General features: G+C 60.2%; 17 protein-coding genes. 5 read left to right on the forward strand and 12 right to left on the reverse strand.

Going from position 1 to position 16661, the window contains the following annotated elements:
• Positions 1 to 73: 73 nt before the first annotated feature.
• The 5 genes from ACODTO_RS22185 to ACODTO_RS22205 all read right to left on the reverse strand — a co-directional run bounded on the left by ACODTO_RS22185 (position 74) and on the right by ACODTO_RS22205 (position 4291).
• Positions 74 to 820 (reverse strand): YebC/PmpR family DNA-binding transcriptional regulator, encoded by a 747-nt coding sequence (locus ACODTO_RS22185; protein ID WP_039591693.1) that lies wholly within the window; start codon positions 818 to 820, stop codon positions 74 to 76.
• Positions 821 to 938: 118 nt separating this feature from the next.
• Positions 939 to 2714 carry an aspartate--tRNA ligase gene (gene aspS / locus ACODTO_RS22190; RefSeq protein ID WP_024776475.1) on the reverse strand — a complete coding sequence of 592 codons (1776 nt, stop codon included), beginning with the start codon at positions 2712 to 2714 and terminating at the stop codon, positions 939 to 941.
• Positions 2715 to 2789: 75 nt separating this feature from the next.
• Positions 2790 to 3011 (reverse strand): FmdB family zinc ribbon protein, encoded by a 222-nt coding sequence (locus ACODTO_RS22195; RefSeq protein ID WP_024776474.1) that lies wholly within the window; start codon positions 3009 to 3011, stop codon positions 2790 to 2792.
• 180 nt (positions 3012 to 3191) lie between these two features.
• Entirely contained in the window at positions 3192 to 3542 is a 351-nt protein-coding gene (locus ACODTO_RS22200) for a ribbon-helix-helix domain-containing protein (RefSeq protein ID WP_139645234.1), read from the reverse strand.
• Positions 3543 to 3817: 275 nt separating this feature from the next.
• Positions 3818 to 4291, reverse strand: coding sequence for a Dps family protein (locus tag ACODTO_RS22205; RefSeq protein ID WP_047701202.1), 474 nt, complete (start codon positions 4289 to 4291; stop codon positions 3818 to 3820).
• A 454-nt stretch (positions 4292 to 4745) separates the two neighbouring features.
• On the opposite strand from ACODTO_RS22205, the gene ACODTO_RS22210 reads away from it, so the two are divergent.
• Positions 4746 to 5351 (forward strand): cold-shock protein, encoded by a 606-nt coding sequence (locus tag ACODTO_RS22210; RefSeq protein ID WP_139645232.1) that lies wholly within the window; start codon positions 4746 to 4748, stop codon positions 5349 to 5351.
• A gap of 70 nt (positions 5352 to 5421) precedes the next feature.
• Here the strand turns inward: ACODTO_RS22210 and ACODTO_RS22215 are convergent, their stop codons facing one another.
• The gene (locus ACODTO_RS22215) at positions 5422 to 5628 is read right to left on the reverse strand and encodes a SlyX family protein (RefSeq protein ID WP_041021693.1); all 207 of its coding nucleotides are present in this window, start codon (positions 5626 to 5628) and stop codon (positions 5422 to 5424) included.
• Positions 5629 to 5631: 3 nt separating this feature from the next.
• Positions 5632 to 6057, reverse strand: a complete 426-nt coding sequence (locus ACODTO_RS22220) for an HIT domain-containing protein (RefSeq protein ID WP_464709571.1) — start codon at positions 6055 to 6057, stop codon at positions 5632 to 5634.
• An 866-nt stretch (positions 6058 to 6923) separates the two neighbouring features.
• On the opposite strand from ACODTO_RS22220, the gene ACODTO_RS22225 reads away from it, so the two are divergent.
• The gene (locus tag ACODTO_RS22225; RefSeq protein WP_139645228.1) at positions 6924 to 8249 is read left to right on the forward strand and encodes an OprD family porin; all 1326 of its coding nucleotides are present in this window, start codon (positions 6924 to 6926) and stop codon (positions 8247 to 8249) included.
• A gap of 161 nt (positions 8250 to 8410) precedes the next feature.
• Here ACODTO_RS22225 and ACODTO_RS22230 read toward each other — a convergent pair whose 3' ends face one another.
• Positions 8411 to 9253: a mechanosensitive ion channel family protein gene (locus ACODTO_RS22230; protein ID WP_139645226.1), complete on the reverse strand. Its 843-nt coding sequence runs from the start codon at positions 9251 to 9253 to the stop codon at positions 8411 to 8413.
• An 86-nt stretch (positions 9254 to 9339) separates the two neighbouring features.
• A complete protein-coding gene (locus tag ACODTO_RS22235; protein ID WP_055126711.1) occupies positions 9340 to 9825 on the reverse strand; it encodes a YajQ family cyclic di-GMP-binding protein in 486 nt (161 codons plus the stop codon).
• Between the two features lie 126 nt (positions 9826 to 9951).
• Here ACODTO_RS22235 and ACODTO_RS22240 point away from each other — a divergent pair, with 126 nt between their 5' ends.
• The 3 genes from ACODTO_RS22240 to ACODTO_RS22250 are packed head-to-tail and all read left to right on the forward strand — an operon-like array spanning position 9952 to position 13535.
• Positions 9952 to 10869 carry a putative 2-dehydropantoate 2-reductase gene (locus tag ACODTO_RS22240; protein ID WP_139645224.1) on the forward strand — a complete coding sequence of 306 codons (918 nt, stop codon included), beginning with the start codon at positions 9952 to 9954 and terminating at the stop codon, positions 10867 to 10869.
• 45 nt (positions 10870 to 10914) lie between these two features.
• A complete protein-coding gene (locus ACODTO_RS22245; RefSeq protein WP_139645223.1) occupies positions 10915 to 12951 on the forward strand; it encodes a sensor histidine kinase in 2037 nt (678 codons plus the stop codon).
• 2 nt (positions 12952 to 12953) lie between these two features.
• A complete protein-coding gene (locus ACODTO_RS22250; protein WP_464709573.1) occupies positions 12954 to 13535 on the forward strand; it encodes a cob(I)yrinic acid a,c-diamide adenosyltransferase in 582 nt (193 codons plus the stop codon).
• Between the two features lie 105 nt (positions 13536 to 13640).
• Here the strand turns inward: ACODTO_RS22250 and ACODTO_RS22255 are convergent, their stop codons facing one another.
• The 3 genes from ACODTO_RS22255 to argJ all read right to left on the reverse strand — a co-directional run bounded on the left by ACODTO_RS22255 (position 13641) and on the right by argJ (position 16606).
• A complete protein-coding gene (locus ACODTO_RS22255; RefSeq protein ID WP_489107051.1) occupies positions 13641 to 14585 on the reverse strand; it encodes a Nudix family hydrolase in 945 nt (314 codons plus the stop codon).
• Complete coding sequence (locus tag ACODTO_RS22260; RefSeq protein ID WP_175384679.1) at positions 14582 to 15214, reverse strand: glutathione S-transferase family protein; 633 nt, start codon at positions 15212 to 15214, stop codon at positions 14582 to 14584. Before ACODTO_RS22260 ends, ACODTO_RS22255 begins: the two co-directional genes overlap by 4 nt.
• Before the next feature lie 174 nt (positions 15215 to 15388).
• Positions 15389 to 16606, reverse strand: coding sequence for a bifunctional glutamate N-acetyltransferase/amino-acid acetyltransferase ArgJ (gene argJ / locus ACODTO_RS22265; RefSeq protein WP_489107052.1), 1218 nt, complete (start codon positions 16604 to 16606; stop codon positions 15389 to 15391).
• Positions 16607 to 16661 lie beyond the last annotated feature (55 nt).

A 16661-nucleotide genomic window follows, 5' to 3' on the forward strand; every position in this document is an offset into this window, starting at 1 on the left:
CCAACGGGGAGGTTGGCTGTCGGATCGCTATCGCGAGCAGGCTCGCTCCCACATTCAGAACGGCGACGACGAGTCAGCCCAGCTGCTCGGCCACTGACTCCGGAATATCGGCATTGGAATAGACGTTTTGCACGTCATCCAGGTCCTCGAGCATGTCGATCAGCTTGAGCACTTTCTCGGCGCCTTCAAGATCCAGTTCGGCGCTGGTGGTCGGCTGCATGACGATTTCCGCGTCGGCCGGCTTGAACCCGGCCGCTTCCAGGGCGTTGCGCACGGCATAGAAACTGGCGAACGACGTAAACACGTCGAATGAGCCGTCTTCATGGCCAACCACGTCATCGGCGTCGGCTTCCAGGGCGGCTTCCGTCAGGGCGTCCTCATCCAGGCCCGGCGCGAAGCTGATCTGCCCCTTGCGCTCGAACAGATAAGCCACCGAACCGTCGGTACCGAGGTTGCCACCACATTTGCTGAAGGCGTGACGCACGGCTGCCGCGGTACGGTTGCGGTTGTCGGTCATGCATTCGACCATCACTGCCACGCCGCCTGGGCCGTAACCTTCGTAGGTCAGCTCTTCAACGTTGTCAGCCTCGGTCGCACCGGCGCCGCGGGCAATGGCCCGATCGATGATGTCGCGGCTCATGTTGGCACCGAGCGCCTTGTCCAGAGCCAGGCGCAGACGCGGGTTGGACCCTGGATCGCCGCCACCCTGGCGGGCCGCGACCGTCAGCTCACGGATCCACTTGGTGAAGATCTTGCCCCTCTTGGCATCCTGACGTTCTTTGCGGTGCTTGATGTTCGCCCACTTGGAATGACCTGCCATAACTCGCTCCGGTTCTTCTTGAAACGTTGCCCGCCCTGCGCTCGCGCAGTGGCGGACAAGCAGAAATATCGACACCAACGAAAAGGCGCATCCGAAGATGCGCCTTCAGGTGTCAGCCTTACTCAGCCTTTGGCTGTTCACGCAGGCGGATGTGCAGCTCGCGCAGCGCCTTGGCATCCACCGCACCCGGGGCCTGGGTCATGACATCGGCCGCGCTCTGGGTTTTCGGGAATGCGATCACTTCACGGATCGACTGGGCGCCGGTCATCAGCATCACCAGGCGATCCAGGCCGAAGGCCAGACCACCGTGGGGTGGCGCGCCGAACTTCAGGGCGTCGAGCAGGAAGCCGAATTTCTCTTCCTGTTCCGCTTCGTCGATGCCCAGCAGGCGGAACACCGCCTGCTGCATGTCCTTGCGGTGGATACGGATCGAACCGCCACCCAGCTCGGTGCCGTTCAGGACCATGTCGTAGGCGCGCGACAAAGCGGTAGCCGGGTTGGCTTCCAGCTCTTGCGGCGTGCATTTCGGCGCGGTGAACGGGTGATGCAGGGCGGTGAAGCTGCCATCGTCGTTCTCTTCGAACATCGGGAAGTCAACGACCCACAACGGCGCCCATTCGCAAGTCAGCAGCTCGAGATCGTGACCAACCTTGATCCGCAACGCACCCAGGGCTTCGCTGACGATCTTGGCCTTGTCGGCGCCGAAGAACACGATATCGCCGTCGACCGCGCCAACGCGATCGAGGATCACATTCAGATTGGCTTCAGGGATGTTCTTGACGATTGGCGATTGCAGGCCTTCGACGCCTTTGGCGCGCTCGTTGACCTTGATGTACGCCAGGCCCTTGGCACCGTAGATGCCGACGAACTTGGTGTAGTCGTCGATCTTGCTGCGCGGCATGCTCGCCGCACCCGGCACACGCAAGGCGGCTACGCGGCATTTCGGATCGTTGGCCGGACCGCTGAAAACCTTGAATTCGACATCCTTGAGCTGGTCGGCCACATCCACCAGTTCCAGCGGGATACGCAGGTCCGGCTTGTCGGAACCGTAGCGGCGCATGGCCTCGTCCCAGGTCATGTGCGGGAAATCACCGAATTCCAGACCCAGCACTTCCTTGAACAGGTTGCGGATCATGCCTTCGGTCAGGCCCATGATGTCTTTTTCGTCGAGGAAGCTGGTCTCGATGTCGATCTGAGTGAACTCAGGCTGACGGTCGGCACGCAGGTCTTCGTCGCGGAAGCACTTGGCGATCTGGTAGTAACGGTCGAAGCCGGCCACCATCAGCAGTTGCTTGAACAGCTGCGGCGATTGCGGCAAGGCGAAGAAGCTGCCGGGGTGGGTACGACTCGGCACCAGGTAGTCGCGAGCGCCTTCCGGCGTGGCACGGGTCAGGATCGGCGTCTCGACGTCGAGGAAGCCGTTCTCGTCCAGGTAGCGACGGATGCTGGTGGTCATGCGCGAACGCAGGCGCAGCTTCTCGGCCATTTCCGGACGACGCAGGTCGATGAAGCGATAGCGCAGGCGGGTTTCTTCGCCCACGTCGGAAAACTCGTTGAGCGGGAACGGCGGGGTTTCCGCTTCGTTGAGCACTTCCAGCTCATGACCCAGCACTTCGATCATGCCGGACGCCATGTTGGCATTGCCGGCACCGGCCGGACGCAGACGCACCTTGCCGGTGATCTTGACCACGTATTCGCTGCGCACGCGGTCGGCGGTGGCGAAGGTTTCAGCACGGTCCGGATCGAACACCACCTGGGCCAGGCCTTCACGATCACGGATATCGAGGAAAATCACCCCGCCATGGTCACGGCGACGATGGACCCATCCGCAAAGAGTAACTTCCTGACCTTCCAGGCTTTCGTTCAGTTGGCCGCAATAATGGCTGCGCATCATGGTAGTGGTTTCACTTCTCGTAATTCGACATTCGGTTGGAGGCCCTGCCCATGCAAGAACCCGCGCGTATTCATCTCAGTCAGCTTTGTCGCCACCGGCGAGGTTTTTCTTGGCGCCGGTCTTGAAGTCGGTTTCATACCAGCCCGTACCGCCGAGGCGGAAACCCGGCATGGACAGCATTTTTTTCAGTTCCGGCGCCTGGCAGGCAGGGCAGTCGACCAGCGGTGCTTCGCTGATCTTTTGGATGGCTTCCATCTGATGACCACAGGAAGCACATTGATAGTCGTACATCGGCATGGGTTGTCTCGGCGATCAGGTTAATCGCGCAAAAGCTGGGCTTTGCGGCAAAGAGCGGGATTATATCCATTAAATGCAGCCTGTGCAGCCGTAGGGGCGTTCTCCATTCGTTTCCACGGGATGGGGAAACGAATCTGGAAGCCCCCAAGGCTGCACAGGGCACCTACCGGCCCGACTGACTCACTGTGGAGCTCCACGCCAATGACGCTCCACGGCCTCCATGCCGGCCTCCTTCAAACTGTGCACCACGCAGACCACACGAACCAGGCCGCTGAAGTTACGGACTCCGCCATGGCGCAGATGCACCTCCCTATCGACATGGGACAACAGCGTGTTGATGGAGCAGTTGTTGAGCTGGGCCATGTCGCCGAGGATCTCCCAATAGACCCGCTCCAGCCGAAGACAGGTGGCGAACCCGTTCAAACGGATGGATCGGGACAAGGGCCGGGCCAGCTGCATATCGAACCCACTGACGAACGGGTCGATAGCGATGGGCTGCGCGCCCTCCCTCGATTCTTTTCCTTGAATCATACCGTTGACACTCCTTTGCCATACGAACCTCTCAGTCAGGACAACCAATCTGGTGCCCTATGGAAGCTCAACGGAGTCGCCAGATCCAGATGACTTTTTGACCGGCAACGTAGGACAAGCCAACAGCTGGCAGACGATGAATTACATCGTCCTACACACGATGGGTTACCCCAACAGCAGGCGCAAGACTGATCGGAAAGCCCGATACAAGGAAAGACTAACGGTTGCGACACACGGGCGATGATGCACCGACCCCACCATCGCCCGCCAGGGGCTTACCGTTCGTCCAGCAGGGAGCGCAGCATCCACGCGGTTTTTTCGTGAACCTGCATGCGCTGGGTCAGCAGGTCGGCGGTCGGCTCATCGCTGACCTTGTCCAGCAAGGGGAAGATACCGCGGGCCGTGCGCGTCACCGCCTCCTGGCCATCGACCAGTTGACGGATCATGTCTTCGGCACCGGGCACGCCCTCCTCTTCCTTGATGGAAGACAAGCGTGCATACACCGAATAGGCCCCCGGCGCGGGAAAACCGAGCGCACGAATACGCTCGGCAATCAGATCCACTGCCAGCGCCAGTTCGTTGTATTGCTCCTCGAACATCAGATGCAGGGTCCGAAACATCGGCCCCGTGACGTTCCAGTGGAAATTGTGGGTCTTGAGATACAACACGTAGGTGTCCGACAACAAACGTGAGAGCCCGTCGACGATGGACTTGCGATCTTCTTCACTGATACCGATATCAATTGCCATGTTGGTTGATCTCCTGACGGTGATGAATTCCACAGCGTAGCGGGTGTTGTCGCCAGTAGCCTGCGACAAATCGCCAGCCCTGCTGAACCGACAAGCCAGGACGCCGGACGGTTCCGCAGCCAGAAGGATAAGCGCCCCTTCCTGTGGGAGCGAGCCTGCTGGCGATGGCGGTCTGTCAGTTGCTGAAGGTATTGCTGACCCGCCGCCATCGCGAGCAGGCTCGCTCCCACGGGCGTGCAGCTCTCCGGCCGACGAACAGCGCGGCACGCACCTGTTACGAGTTTGAGAAGGCCTGGGCTTTGCTGTTAAATAGGCAGTGTGTCGCTACACCTATTTTCCCGGGTGTAGCGCATAGGCTGATTCGGGTCCGTGTCCAGCGCCTCTCATTGTTCTGAAGCGAACCGTCCCCGACCAGCTCTTCCTTGTGATCCGTCTTAACCGTGAGTCAATCAAAATGTTGAAAATCGTCCACTTGCTAATGGGCGCAGCTGCCCTGCTGCTGTCCTTCATCCCTAGCCTGGGTTCCGAAGCCACACCTTACCTGCAACATCCCGATGCGCTTTACCTGGCCTTCTTCGGCCTGCTCAACCTGACCCTCGCACCTGTCATCCCTTACTGGCACAAAGGTCCTCGTCATCAACTGCAAAACCTGGTCAGCGCACTACTGGTGCTGGCCGTCGCCCTGCAAACCCTGAGCCTGCTGGCGCCCATGCCGGAAATCAGTGGGCAACCGGCCATCCTGTTCAGCCTCGCTGCGGCGCTGCTTGCCGTAGCACTGCACCTGGCCGTCAGCTTCTACAAGAAGTCGTCGCCATCTGCAGCGACCCAGAACTACGACATGTCCAACCGCGATACCGGCACCGTGAAGTGGTTCAACACCTCCAAGGGCTTTGGCTTTATCTCCCGCGATTCCGGCGATGACATTTTCGTGCATTTCCGGGCCATCCGCGGCGAAGGCCATCGCGTACTGGTCGAAGGTCAGCGCGTGGAGTTTTCCGTGATGCACCGCGACAAAGGCCTGCAAGCCGAAGACGTCATCGCCGCGCTGCCGCGACGCTGATCCCAGGCACGAAAAAACCGCGAGCAGCCAGGCTGCATCGCGGTTTTTTTATGACCTGTCGCCCGGGCGATCAGTAATGCGGGGGCGGCGCCTCTTCCTCGACGGACTCGAACTGCCCAGCCATTTCCTCCTGCCGCTTGAGCAACGCCGCCATCTGCAACTGCAAACGCTCGACGACTCGCTGCTGCTCCACCAACACATCATTCAACGCCTGGATGGTGTCATCCTGAAATGCCAGGCGAGTTTCCAGATCGGTAACACGCGCCTCAAGATCCACGGTTCAACCCTCCATAAATTTGAAATCGTCGGTCAGCGCCATCCGCAACCGCTCGCGAATGGCTGTCACCTGTTCCGCATTATAAGGCCGGGCCGGATGCTTGCCCCAGACAGGCGACGGCCAGGCGGCGTCTTCATGCCTGCGCACGATGACGTGCATGTGCAACTGGCTGACGACGTTACCCAACGCCGCAACGTTCAACTTATCGGCGTCAAAGGAGTCCTTGAGAATTTCGGCCAGCGCAGTGGTCTCTTTCCACAGCTGGCGTTGATCAAGGTCATCGAGCTGAAACAACTCACTGATATCTTCCCGTCTTGGTACAAGAATGAACCACGGGTAATTCGAATCATTGGACAACAGCAACCGGCATAGCGGGAAATCGCCAATGGGCAATGTGTCCTGTTGCAGTCGTGAATCTAAAACAAACACCGCGCGTACTCCTTGCTCGTTATCAGGGCAGCCCCGTTTGGGCCTGTATCGCCTATTCGCAGCATACCCCCGAATAGCCGAACGTTCACTGCGTACCCTCCCCAGGCATGACGACAATGCTTGTTTGCGGGCCGAACGCCTTGACGCCCGACAGGCACACGCACCAAATTGGCGCAACCAGCTTCCCGAAGCACGGATGCGACGGCCCCGGGATCCAGCGAAACACCGAGCCTTGTGCAATTCACGATTTTTTTTGCACCAAAACCGCACAAAGCGTCTACGCTCAGTGCTCGAAGTATCCGGGATTTACTCACTGACAGGGTGAACCGGTAACGTTTTTGGTTGTCGCGGGCCGTTTACGGATTTCCAACACGATAGTGGCACAGCAGTCAACCCTATTTAAAACAAGGCCTTTGAGCCCCGGTTTCATGAGGTTTCACCGCGTCAAACGGAAGAGTGTGAAAAAAATGTGAACAAAATTCGGGTTTGTGCATGCTTGTTGCATTCATCCCGGACATCGCCTTCAGGGAATCGTAGGAACGAGAACCTGCTGGCCTATAAATAAAGTGGCAAGGTTGCCCTCACGGAGCTTCAAGCGCAGTAACGAAGGACTCTTTACGCCGACGCCGAAGAAAGAAAAAGCAACATTCAAGTTGCGAAACCCGATTGCGTCGGAGCAGCCCCATTACGACATGGATCGAGCCATTGGCGACATGGTCGTAAAGAAGCTGAAAGGTTGGATGGGCAAGTATCGCCAATAGGGTCGGCGTGATATAAGTTTGCGCCGACACAAAAAGAAAGAGCCGCCCAGATAATAAAACAGGTGGGACGGCAGTACTCTTCTAAAACCAAAGGAGCAAATCACGATGCGCGTGATGAAGTGGAGCATGATCGCACTGGCTGTTTCGGCCGGTGTTTCGCAGTTCGCAGTGGCGTCCTCCCAAGACGAGTCCAAAGGCTTTTTTGAAGATCAGAGCCTGAAATCCAAAACTCGTTTCGAGTACATGAACCGTGACTATAAGAATGGTGCCAGCAACCCTTCTTCGGGCACCAGCGGCTACCGCCAGGACTCCGGTCTGAGCGAATTGCTGACCTACGAGTCGGGCTTCACTCAAGGCACTGTCGGTTTCGGTCTGGATGCCATGGCAATGGGTTCGGTCAAACTGGACGGTGGCTCGGGCCGCCGTGGTAACGGCCTGTTCGCGAACGACAGCGACGGCAATCCTGAAAAATCCCAAGGCAAAATCGGCGGTGCCGTTAAACTGCGCCTTTCCGATACCGTCCTGAAATATGGCCAGCAATTCGTTGCCAGCCCGGTTTTCGCTACTGACGACAGCCGTCTGATTCCAGAAGTTGCTACCGGTACCTTGATCACCTCCAAAGAGATCAAGAACCTGGAACTGAGCGCAGGTCGCTTCACCTCGCTGAGCAAACAAACCGGCATGGGCCGTGACAGCATCGGTGGCTTGGCCGATGAAAACGGCAATGGCGGCAAAGGCCTGACCAACATCAACATTTTCGGTGCCAGCTACGCCTTCACCGATAACTTCACCGGTGCCCTGGCTGCATCCGATGCTGACGACTACTTCAAGAAGTACTACGTCAACCTGAACTACACGATGCCAATCAGCGAAGATCAGTCGCTGAACATCGACTTCAACGGCTATAAAACCAAAGGCGAGAGCCGCGGCGACCTGGTTGATGCAATTGGCGATGGCACCCTGGGTGTGGATAACAACCTGTGGTCCCTGGCCGCAGCCTATAGCATTGGTGCTCACAAGTTCACCATCGCTCACCAGCGTTCCAGCGGTGACAATGGCTACTACTATGGCGTTGACGGCAACGGTACGATCTTCGTCGCCAACTCCATTCAGATCTCCGACTTCGTGGGCCGCGATGAGCGTTCGTGGCAAGCTCGCTACGACCTGAACATGAAAACCTACGGTGTTCCAGGCCTGAGCTTCATGACCCGCTACGTAATGGGTGACCACATCACCACTAACGGTCTGGGCGAAGGTAAGGAAAACGAGTGGAACGTTGAGTCCAAGTACGTCATGCAAGAAGGTCCGGCTAAAGACCTGTCGTTCCGTCTGCGCTTCGCTAACTACCGCTCGAACGGCGCGTACAGCGGCTATTCCTCTGACGTCTATGACACCCGTTTGATTGTCGAATACCCACTGAGCATCCTGTAACTCAGCGGTCATTCAATAGCTGTACCGCAACATAAAAAACCGCTCACTGATCAAGGTGAGCGGTTTTTTTTATGCGCCGATAGAACAACCTGACGCAACTTCATAAATAGCTAGCTAACTAAATACAACCTGACTCGATCGACAGGTTATATCTATCTTTGCTATCTCACCGTTTCTTCCTGAACAACCCGAATCACCCGCTGCGGAAACGGAATATCAATCCCGGCATCTTTCAAGCGATCTCGCGCCTGTTCATTGAACATGAACATGACACTCCAGTAATCCGCAGTCTTGACCCACACTCGCAACGACACCGTGATCGAACTGTCACCCAGGGTGGAAATCACCGCTTCAGGCGCCGGATCGGCCAGCACGCGCTCATCCTTGGCCAGATTCAACAAAACTTCGCGCGCTTTTTGCAGATCCGCTTGGTAATCCACCCCCACATCGAACACCACTTTGCGGGTCGGCTGGCGATTGGTGTTGGTGATGATGCCGTTCGACAGGTTGCCATTGGGCACGATCACCGTCTTGTTGTCACCGGTGCGCAGCACGGTATGGAAGATCTGGATGCTGTCGACCGTGCCGGCAATGCCTTGGGCCTCGATCCAGTCGCCAATACGGAACGGGCGAAACAACAGGATCAGCACGCCGCCGGCGAAGTTTGCCAGGCTGCCCTGCAATGCCAGGCCGATTGCCAAGCTCGCCGCACCAATGGCGGCGACGAACGAGGTGGTTTCCACGCCGATCATCGAGGCAACGCTAATCGCCAACAATATCTTCAGGATGATATTGGCCAGGGTACTGATAAACCCTTGCAGTGCCAGGTCAGCGTTACGCAGGGCCAGCAATGCACCCAGTTTTTGCGTGACCTTGTTGATCAACCACCAGCCGATGGCCAGGGTGATGAGTGCCAGCAACACGCGGCTACCATATTCCATGACCATCGGTATCGCGGCCTGGGAGGTTTTGATCAGGTGATCCACTTCTGCATTCAAGTCCATTCGACTCTCCTTTATAACCATAAGCACGCATGTGGCGAGGAAGCCCGCTCCCCCACCACCCTATTCCTGAACAGCCTGGCGTCCTGTCAGTCGCGGAAGTTATTGAACTGTAGCGGCATACCGAATTCTTTGGCGCGCAGTGCGGCGATGGCTTCCTGCAAGTCATCGCGCTTCTTGCCGGTAACCCGCACCTGCTCGCCCTGGATGGCGGCCTGGACCTTGAGCTTGGCATCCTTGATGTGAGCAACAATCTTCTTTGCCAGCTCCTTGTCGATGCCTTCCTTGAGCACGGCTTCCTGTTTCATTACCTTGCCCGAAGCATAGGCATCCTTGATCTCGAGGCATTGCACGTCGATCTTGCGCTTGACCAGCGCCATCTTGAGGATCTCGATCATCGCTTCGAGCTGGAACTCGGCTTCGGCGGTCAGGTTGACGGTCAGGTCCTTTTCCTTGAACTCGAAGCTGCCCTTGCCCTTGAGGTCATAGCGACGGTCGAGCTCCTTGATGGCGTTTTCAACCGCGTTGGTGGCTTCGTGCTTGTCCAGTTCGGATACCACGTCGAATGACGGCATGTAGAGTTCTCCAATAAAAAAGGCGCACAGGTGGCCTGTGGTTAAAATCGCGCTCATTATAACGAGTCTTTCCCAGCCGATACTGTGAGCACCCAAGATGCCCGCACCAAACCGAGTAAAAAGCTGATGTCCACCACCTGGCACGTCCTGGGGGCCGGCAGTCTCGGCACATTATGGGCCACGCGCCTGGCCCGGGCCGGTCTGCCGGTACGGCTGGTGCTGCGCGACGAGGACCGGTTGCAGGCCTATCGGAGCGCTGGTGGCCTGACGTTGGTGGAACAGGGCGAGCCGCAGTGCTATCCGGTGCCGGGTGAAACAGCTGACGGCCCCGGGCCGATCAGGCGCCTGCTGCTGGCCTGCAAGGCCTATGACGCAGAAGCAGCGGTGGCCTCGGTGGCCCATCGCCTGGACGCCGAGTCGGAACTGATCCTGCTGCAGAATGGCCTCGGCAGCCAGGACGCGGTGGCGAACCGCGTCCCCCAGGCCCGTTGCATCAGCGCCTCCAGCACTGAAGGCGCGTTCCGCGACGGTGACTGGCGCGTGGTGTTCGCCGGTCACGGCTACACCTGGCTCGGTGACCCCGCTCACCCCGTTGCACCGTTCTGGCTGGACGACCTGAGCGCCGCCGGCATTCCCCACGAATGGAGCGCGGACATCCTCACCCGGCTCTGGCGAAAACTGGCGCTCAACTGCGCGATCAACCCACTGACCGTGTTGTATCACTGCAAGAATGGCGGCCTGCAGGAACATCGTTGCGAAGTGGCGACCCTGTGCGCGGAACTCACCGACCTGCTCGAACGCTGCGGCCAGCCCGCGGCGGCCGAAGACTTGCAGCCGGAAGTCGAACGGGTGATCCAGGCCACCGCCGCCAATTACTCCTCGATGCACCAGGATGTCACTAACAGGCGCCGCACCGAAATCAGCTATCTGCTCGGCCACGCCTGCAAGGTCGCCCGACGGCACGAGCTGGCGCTACCGCATCTGGAACAGCTGCGCCAGCGGCTGATCGGTCACTTGAACAACCTCGGATTGCCCAGCGACTGAGCAGCGGCTACGCTGGCCTCGTGTTCCTTTTCAGCGACGAATCTGATGCCATTGCGCCAGCGCCTTGAAAACCTCCCGGTCGGCCAGAAACTGTTGGCCGCCCTGCTGGTGTTGTTGACCACTGTCCTGCTGGTCGCCAACCTGACCTTTATCAGCGCCGCCTATTACATTTCCCAGGAAAGCATGGCCCCCCAGGCCCTGCAGACCATCGGCCGGCTGATCGCCAACCCGAGCCTGATCTCCGATGCCCTGCAGTCGCCGCAAGGCGCCAAGCGTCTGCTCGACGAACTCAACAGCTACACCCCGCTGCGGGCGGCGGCGCTGTATGACGGTGAGGGCGAGCGCCTGGCACAACTGCAACAGGGTGAGAAGCTCAAGCTGCCAGATCATTTCCGCAGTGTGCAGGCCTGGCAGGCCGGTGAATTCCGCAGCAACCAGGTCATCACCCTGCCCCGCCCCGGCACGGCGCCGGGCCACCTGTTGCTGGTCGCCAGCAGTGAACTGCCTACGGCGTTCTACACCGGCACCCTGACCGCCAGCCTCGGCATCCTGATTTTCAGCGTGCTGCTGTGGTTGGTCATCGCCCAGCAGATCAAACGCCTGATCACCCAGCCGATTCATCAGTTGGAAGAGCTGTCGCGCCAGGTCACCCGAGAGGAAAACTATTCCCTGCGCGCCGCACGTGGCAACCATGACGAAATCGGCAGCCTGGCCGAAGCCTTCAATACCATGCTGTCACGGATCGAGGCCCGGGAGCAGCAGCTCAAGCGCGCCCGGGACGACTCCCAGGCGGCCTACGATCAGGCCCAGGGCCTGGCGGAAGAAACCCGACACACCAACCGCAAGCTGGAGCTCGAAGTCCAGGTGCGCAGCAAGATCGAGAAAAAGCTCACCGGCTTCCAGAACTACCTCAACAGCATCATCGACTCCATGCCGTCGGCCCTGATCGCCCTCGATGAACAGCTCTACGTCACCCAATGGAACCAGGAGGCCAGCGCCCTGTCCGGCACCCGGCTGGACGAAGCACTGAATCAGCCGATCTTCCTCGCGTTCGAACCCCTCAAACCCTACCTGCCGCAGCTCAAGCAAACGGTCGAGCAGCACACGGTGGCCAAGATCGAGCGTGTCACCTGGACCAAGGACGATGAAGCCCGGCACTATGCCCTGACCTTCTACCCGTTGATGGGGGGGGCCGGGCGCGGGGTGGTGATCCGGATCGATGACATCACCCAGCGCCTGTCGCTGGAAGAAATGATGGTGCAGTCGGAAAAAATGCTCTCGGTCGGCGGCCTCGCGGCAGGCATGGCCCACGAGATCAACAACCCGCTGGGGGCCATCCTGCACAACGTGCAGAACATCCGCCGACGCCTGTCACCGGAACTGCCCAAGAACCTCGAACAGGCCGAGCAACTGGGTATCGAACTGCAGGTGGTCAATCAATACCTCCAGGGCCGGGACATCCCGCAGTTGCTCGATGGCATCCAGCAGGCCGGCGCCCGGGCAGCGAAAATCGTCACTCACATGCTCAGTTTCAGCCGTCGCAGTACACGACAGATGGCCCCCTGCGACCTGCCAGCCCTGATCGACCAGGCGGTGGAAATCGCCGGCAACGATTTCGACCTGGCGATCGGCTTCGACTTCAAGGGCCAGGCGATCATCCGTCAGTTCGACCCGAACCTGGGCCCTGTGCCCGGCACCGCCAACGAATTGGAGCAGGTGCTGCTCAACCTGTTGAAGAACGCCGCCCAGGCCATCCACCAACGCCAGGACGACAGCGAACCCGGGCGCATCATCCTGCGTACGCGGCTGAACCCGCCCTGGGCGGAAATCCAGGTCGAGGACAACGGCATCGGCATGAGCGAGAACGTGCGCAAACGCACCTTCGAGCCCTTCTTCACCACCAAGGAAATCGGCCAGGGCACGGGCCTGGGGCTGTCGGTGTCGTATTTCATCATCACCAACAATCACAAGGGCCAGATGGAAGTGCAGTCGGCGCCGGGCCAAGGCACCTGCTTCACCTTGCGCCTGCCCCTGGCAGGCACTTCGATGATGCCCCAAGAACACAAGCAACTGGAGCGTTGAGCATGGGCTTTCGCCTGTCGAAGATTTACACCCGCACCGGCGACAAGGGTGAAACCGGGTTGGGCGATGGTCGTCGCGTGGCGAAGGACCACCCACGGGTCGAGGCCATCGGTGAAGTGGACAGCTTGAACAGCCAGCTGGGCTTGCTGCTGGCAGGGCTCGGCGACGAAGCGAGCCGATACCCGGCACTGAGAGAGGTCATCGAAGTGTTGGCGCCTTGTCAGCATCGTCTGTTCGACCTCGGCGGCGAACTGGCGATGCCGGCCTACCAGGCACTGACCACGGCGGAGGTCGAGCGACTGGAAGCAGCGATCGATTTGTGGAATGAGGAACTGGGGCCGTTGGAGAACTTCATCCTGCCTGGCGGCTCGACCCTGGTGGCCCAGGCCCACGTCTGCCGCAGCCTGGCCCGTGGCGCCGAGCGCCGTTGCCAGCAGTTGAACGCCGTCGAGCCGCTGGCCGGGCCGGGGCTGGCCTATATCAATCGAATGTCGGATCTGTTGTTCGTGGCGGCGCGGGTGATTGCCCGGCGCCAGGGCGTGGCGGAGGTGCTTTGGGTGGCGGCGGCCAAGCCTGGGGAGTGATCCGTTGTCCGTGAGGACGCCATCGCGAGCAGGCTCGCTCCCACAGTTGATTGCAGGTTGAATGCGATCCCTGCTCGCGATGGCGTCAGCGTTTACACCACAGAATCAAGCCTCTGGCCAGAACGCCCGAATCCCCGCCACACCTTGCGCTCCCGCCTCCCAGGCCTTCTGCCGTTCGGCAGGCCCCACTCCGCCCAACAGATACACCGGACGGTTGAAACCCTCGATCAGCCGCGCAGCCTCTGCCCAACCCAATGGCTGGGCCTCGGGATGAGTCTGGGTCGGTTGCACGGGCGAGAGCGTCACGAAGTCCACATCCATTTGCTGTGCCAGGGAGAGCTCCTCGGCGTTATGACAGGAAGCGGCCAGCCAACGGTCCTTGCCAAAGGGGCGACCGGCCGCCGCATGCTTGCGCAGTTGCGCGGCGGTGACGTGCCAACCGGCGGAAGGGAAGTCTCCCAACCATTCGAAAGGTCCCTTGAGCATCAGCTGGGCCTTACCGGCACACAGGCCCGCCGCATCCACCGCCAGATCACGGTATTGCGGATCGTAGCCATTGGGCGCCCGCAACTGGACCAGCTTGATTCCACCCGCGATGGCCTTCTGCATGCCCCGCAACAGGGCCGGTGTTTCAAGGCGTTCCGGGGTAATCAGGTATTCGCCGGGCAAACGTGCCGCCGCGACGATCGGCTGGTTGGCGGCCGGAAACTCATAGTGGGTCAGATCGCGGACCGTGACCCAAGCCAGCGGTTGCCCTTCGGCGCCATGGGGTTCGCCGGAGAACGCCGAAACCTCCCAGACATCCAGCAAGACCTGTTTGTCCGCATAATCGTGGCACACCTTGATCAACGGCCGGGCTGCGTCGACCACAATCCCCAGCTCCTCATGAAGCTCCCGGGCCAGGGCTGTCTCGACAGACTCGTGCGCCTCGACCTTGCCGCCGGGAAACTCCCAAAGACCACCCTGATGCTGGGTGTCGGCGCGCCGGGCGATCAGGATCTTGCCGGCAGCGTCGCGAATGACCGCTGCCGCTACATGTACTCGTTTCACCGCGCTGTCTCCTCCAGGCCGGCTTGTTGCCACGCCTTGAACGCCGGCCATTGGTATAGGGTTTCAACATAGGCCGCATCGACCTCCGGCAGTTCCACCTGATAGGTACGCAGGCGCACGGCGACCGGCGCGAAAAACGCGTCCGCCAGGCTCAAGGTGCCAAACAGGTACGGACCGGCTTCGGTCGCCACCGCCCGACATTCGGCCCACAGCGCCAACATCCGCTCGATTTCCGCCTGGACATCGGGCGGCATGGGCGACAACGGCGCGTCGTGGGCCAAGTCAAATGGCAGGTTGCTGCGGAGCGCGAAGAAACCACTGTGCATTTGCGCACAGGCCGAACGCGCCTGGGCCCGGGCCGCCACAGCCTTGGGCCAGAGGCCGGCGTCGGGAAACTGTTCGGCCAGGTATTCGGCAATCGCCAGGGAGTCGGCGACGACACCCGTTTCGGTCTGGAGCAACGGGACCTTGGCGGTGGCTGAATACTTGAGCAGTTTTTCCCGGGTGTCCGGCTGGAAGAGCCTGATCAGCTCCTCGGTGTACTTCGCACCGGTCAAGTCCAGGGCCAACGCGGCGCGCAGGGACCAGGAAGATATTCTTTTGTCACCGATGATCAGATGCAGGCGCATGTATGGAGTCCTTTCTTGTGGCTATTCAGAAATAGTACAGGTCTGTTCCGACGCCATCGCGAGCAGGCTCGCTCCCACAAGGATATCTGCAGGCTGGCATAAGCCTGTTTCCTGCACAAATCCCCTGTGGGAGCGAGCCTGCTCGCGATAGGCGCAACTCGGCCCCAAGCCTTGTTAAGTCCGGTACTCGGCGTTGATCTTCACATACTCATGGGACAGGTCGGTGGTCCAGATCGTCTCGCTGCACTCACCGCGCCCCAGTTCGATGCGGATGGTGATTTCTTCCTGCTGCATCACAGCTGCTCCCTGGGCCTCGGTGTAGGTCGTGGCGCGGGCGCCTTGGCTTGCGATGCAGACCTCGCCGAGGAACACGTCGATCTTGCTCACGTCCAGGTCCGGCACGCCGGCACGGCCGACGGCTGCGAGGATCCGACCCCAGTTCGGGTCCGAGGCGAACAGCGCGGTCTTGATCAGCGGGGAGTGCGCCACGGTGTAGCCGACATCCAGGCACTCCTGGTGATTACCACCGCCATTGACCTGCACGGTCACGAACTTGGTCGCGCCTTCGCCGTCACGGACGATGGCCTGGGCCACTTCCATGCACACCTCGAACACCGCCTGTTTCAGGGCCGCGAACAGCGGGCCGCCGGCTTCGGTGATTTCCGGCAGGTTGGCCTTGCCGGTGGCGATCAGCATGCAGCAGTCGTTGGTCGACGTATCACCGTCGATGGTGATGCGGTTGAACGACTTGTTGGCGCCGTCGAGCATCAGGTCCTGGAGCACCTGGCGGGAGACTTTGGCATCGGTCGCGATGTAGCCGAGCATGGTCGCCATGTTCGGGCGGATCATGCCGGCGCCCTTGCTGATGCCGGTGACAGTAACCGTCACACCATCGTGCTGGAACTGACGGCTCGCGCCCTTGGGCAAGGTGTCGGTGGTCATGATGCCGGTGGCGGCGGCGGCCCAGTTGTTTTCCGACAGATCATCGAGAGCGGCCTGCAGCGCGCCTTCGATCTTCTCGACCGGCAGCGGCTCACCAATCACACCCGTGGAGTACGGCAGCACCTGGGCGGCATCGACGCCGGTCAGCTCGGCCAGCTTGGCGCAGGTGCGTTCGGCGGCGGCCAGGCCCGGCGCACCGGTGCCGGCGTTGGCGTTACCGGTGTTGGTCAGCAGGTAGCGCACCGGCCCCTGGACACGTTGCTTGGCGAGGATGACCGGTGCGGCACAAAAGGCGTTGAGGGTGAACACACCGGCAACCGTCGAGCCTTCGGCGCAACGCATGACCACCACGTCCTTGCGCCCCGGGCGCTTGATGCCCGCCGAGGCAATACCGAGTTCAAAACCGGCAACCGGGTGCAACGTTGGCAACGGACCAAGACCAACAGCCATGAATGCGCTCCTCAATAAATGTATGTCTGAATCAAATGGCAAAACGCCGCGACAG

The sequence above is a fragment of the Pseudomonas sp. FG13 genome, from assembly GCF_057809755.1.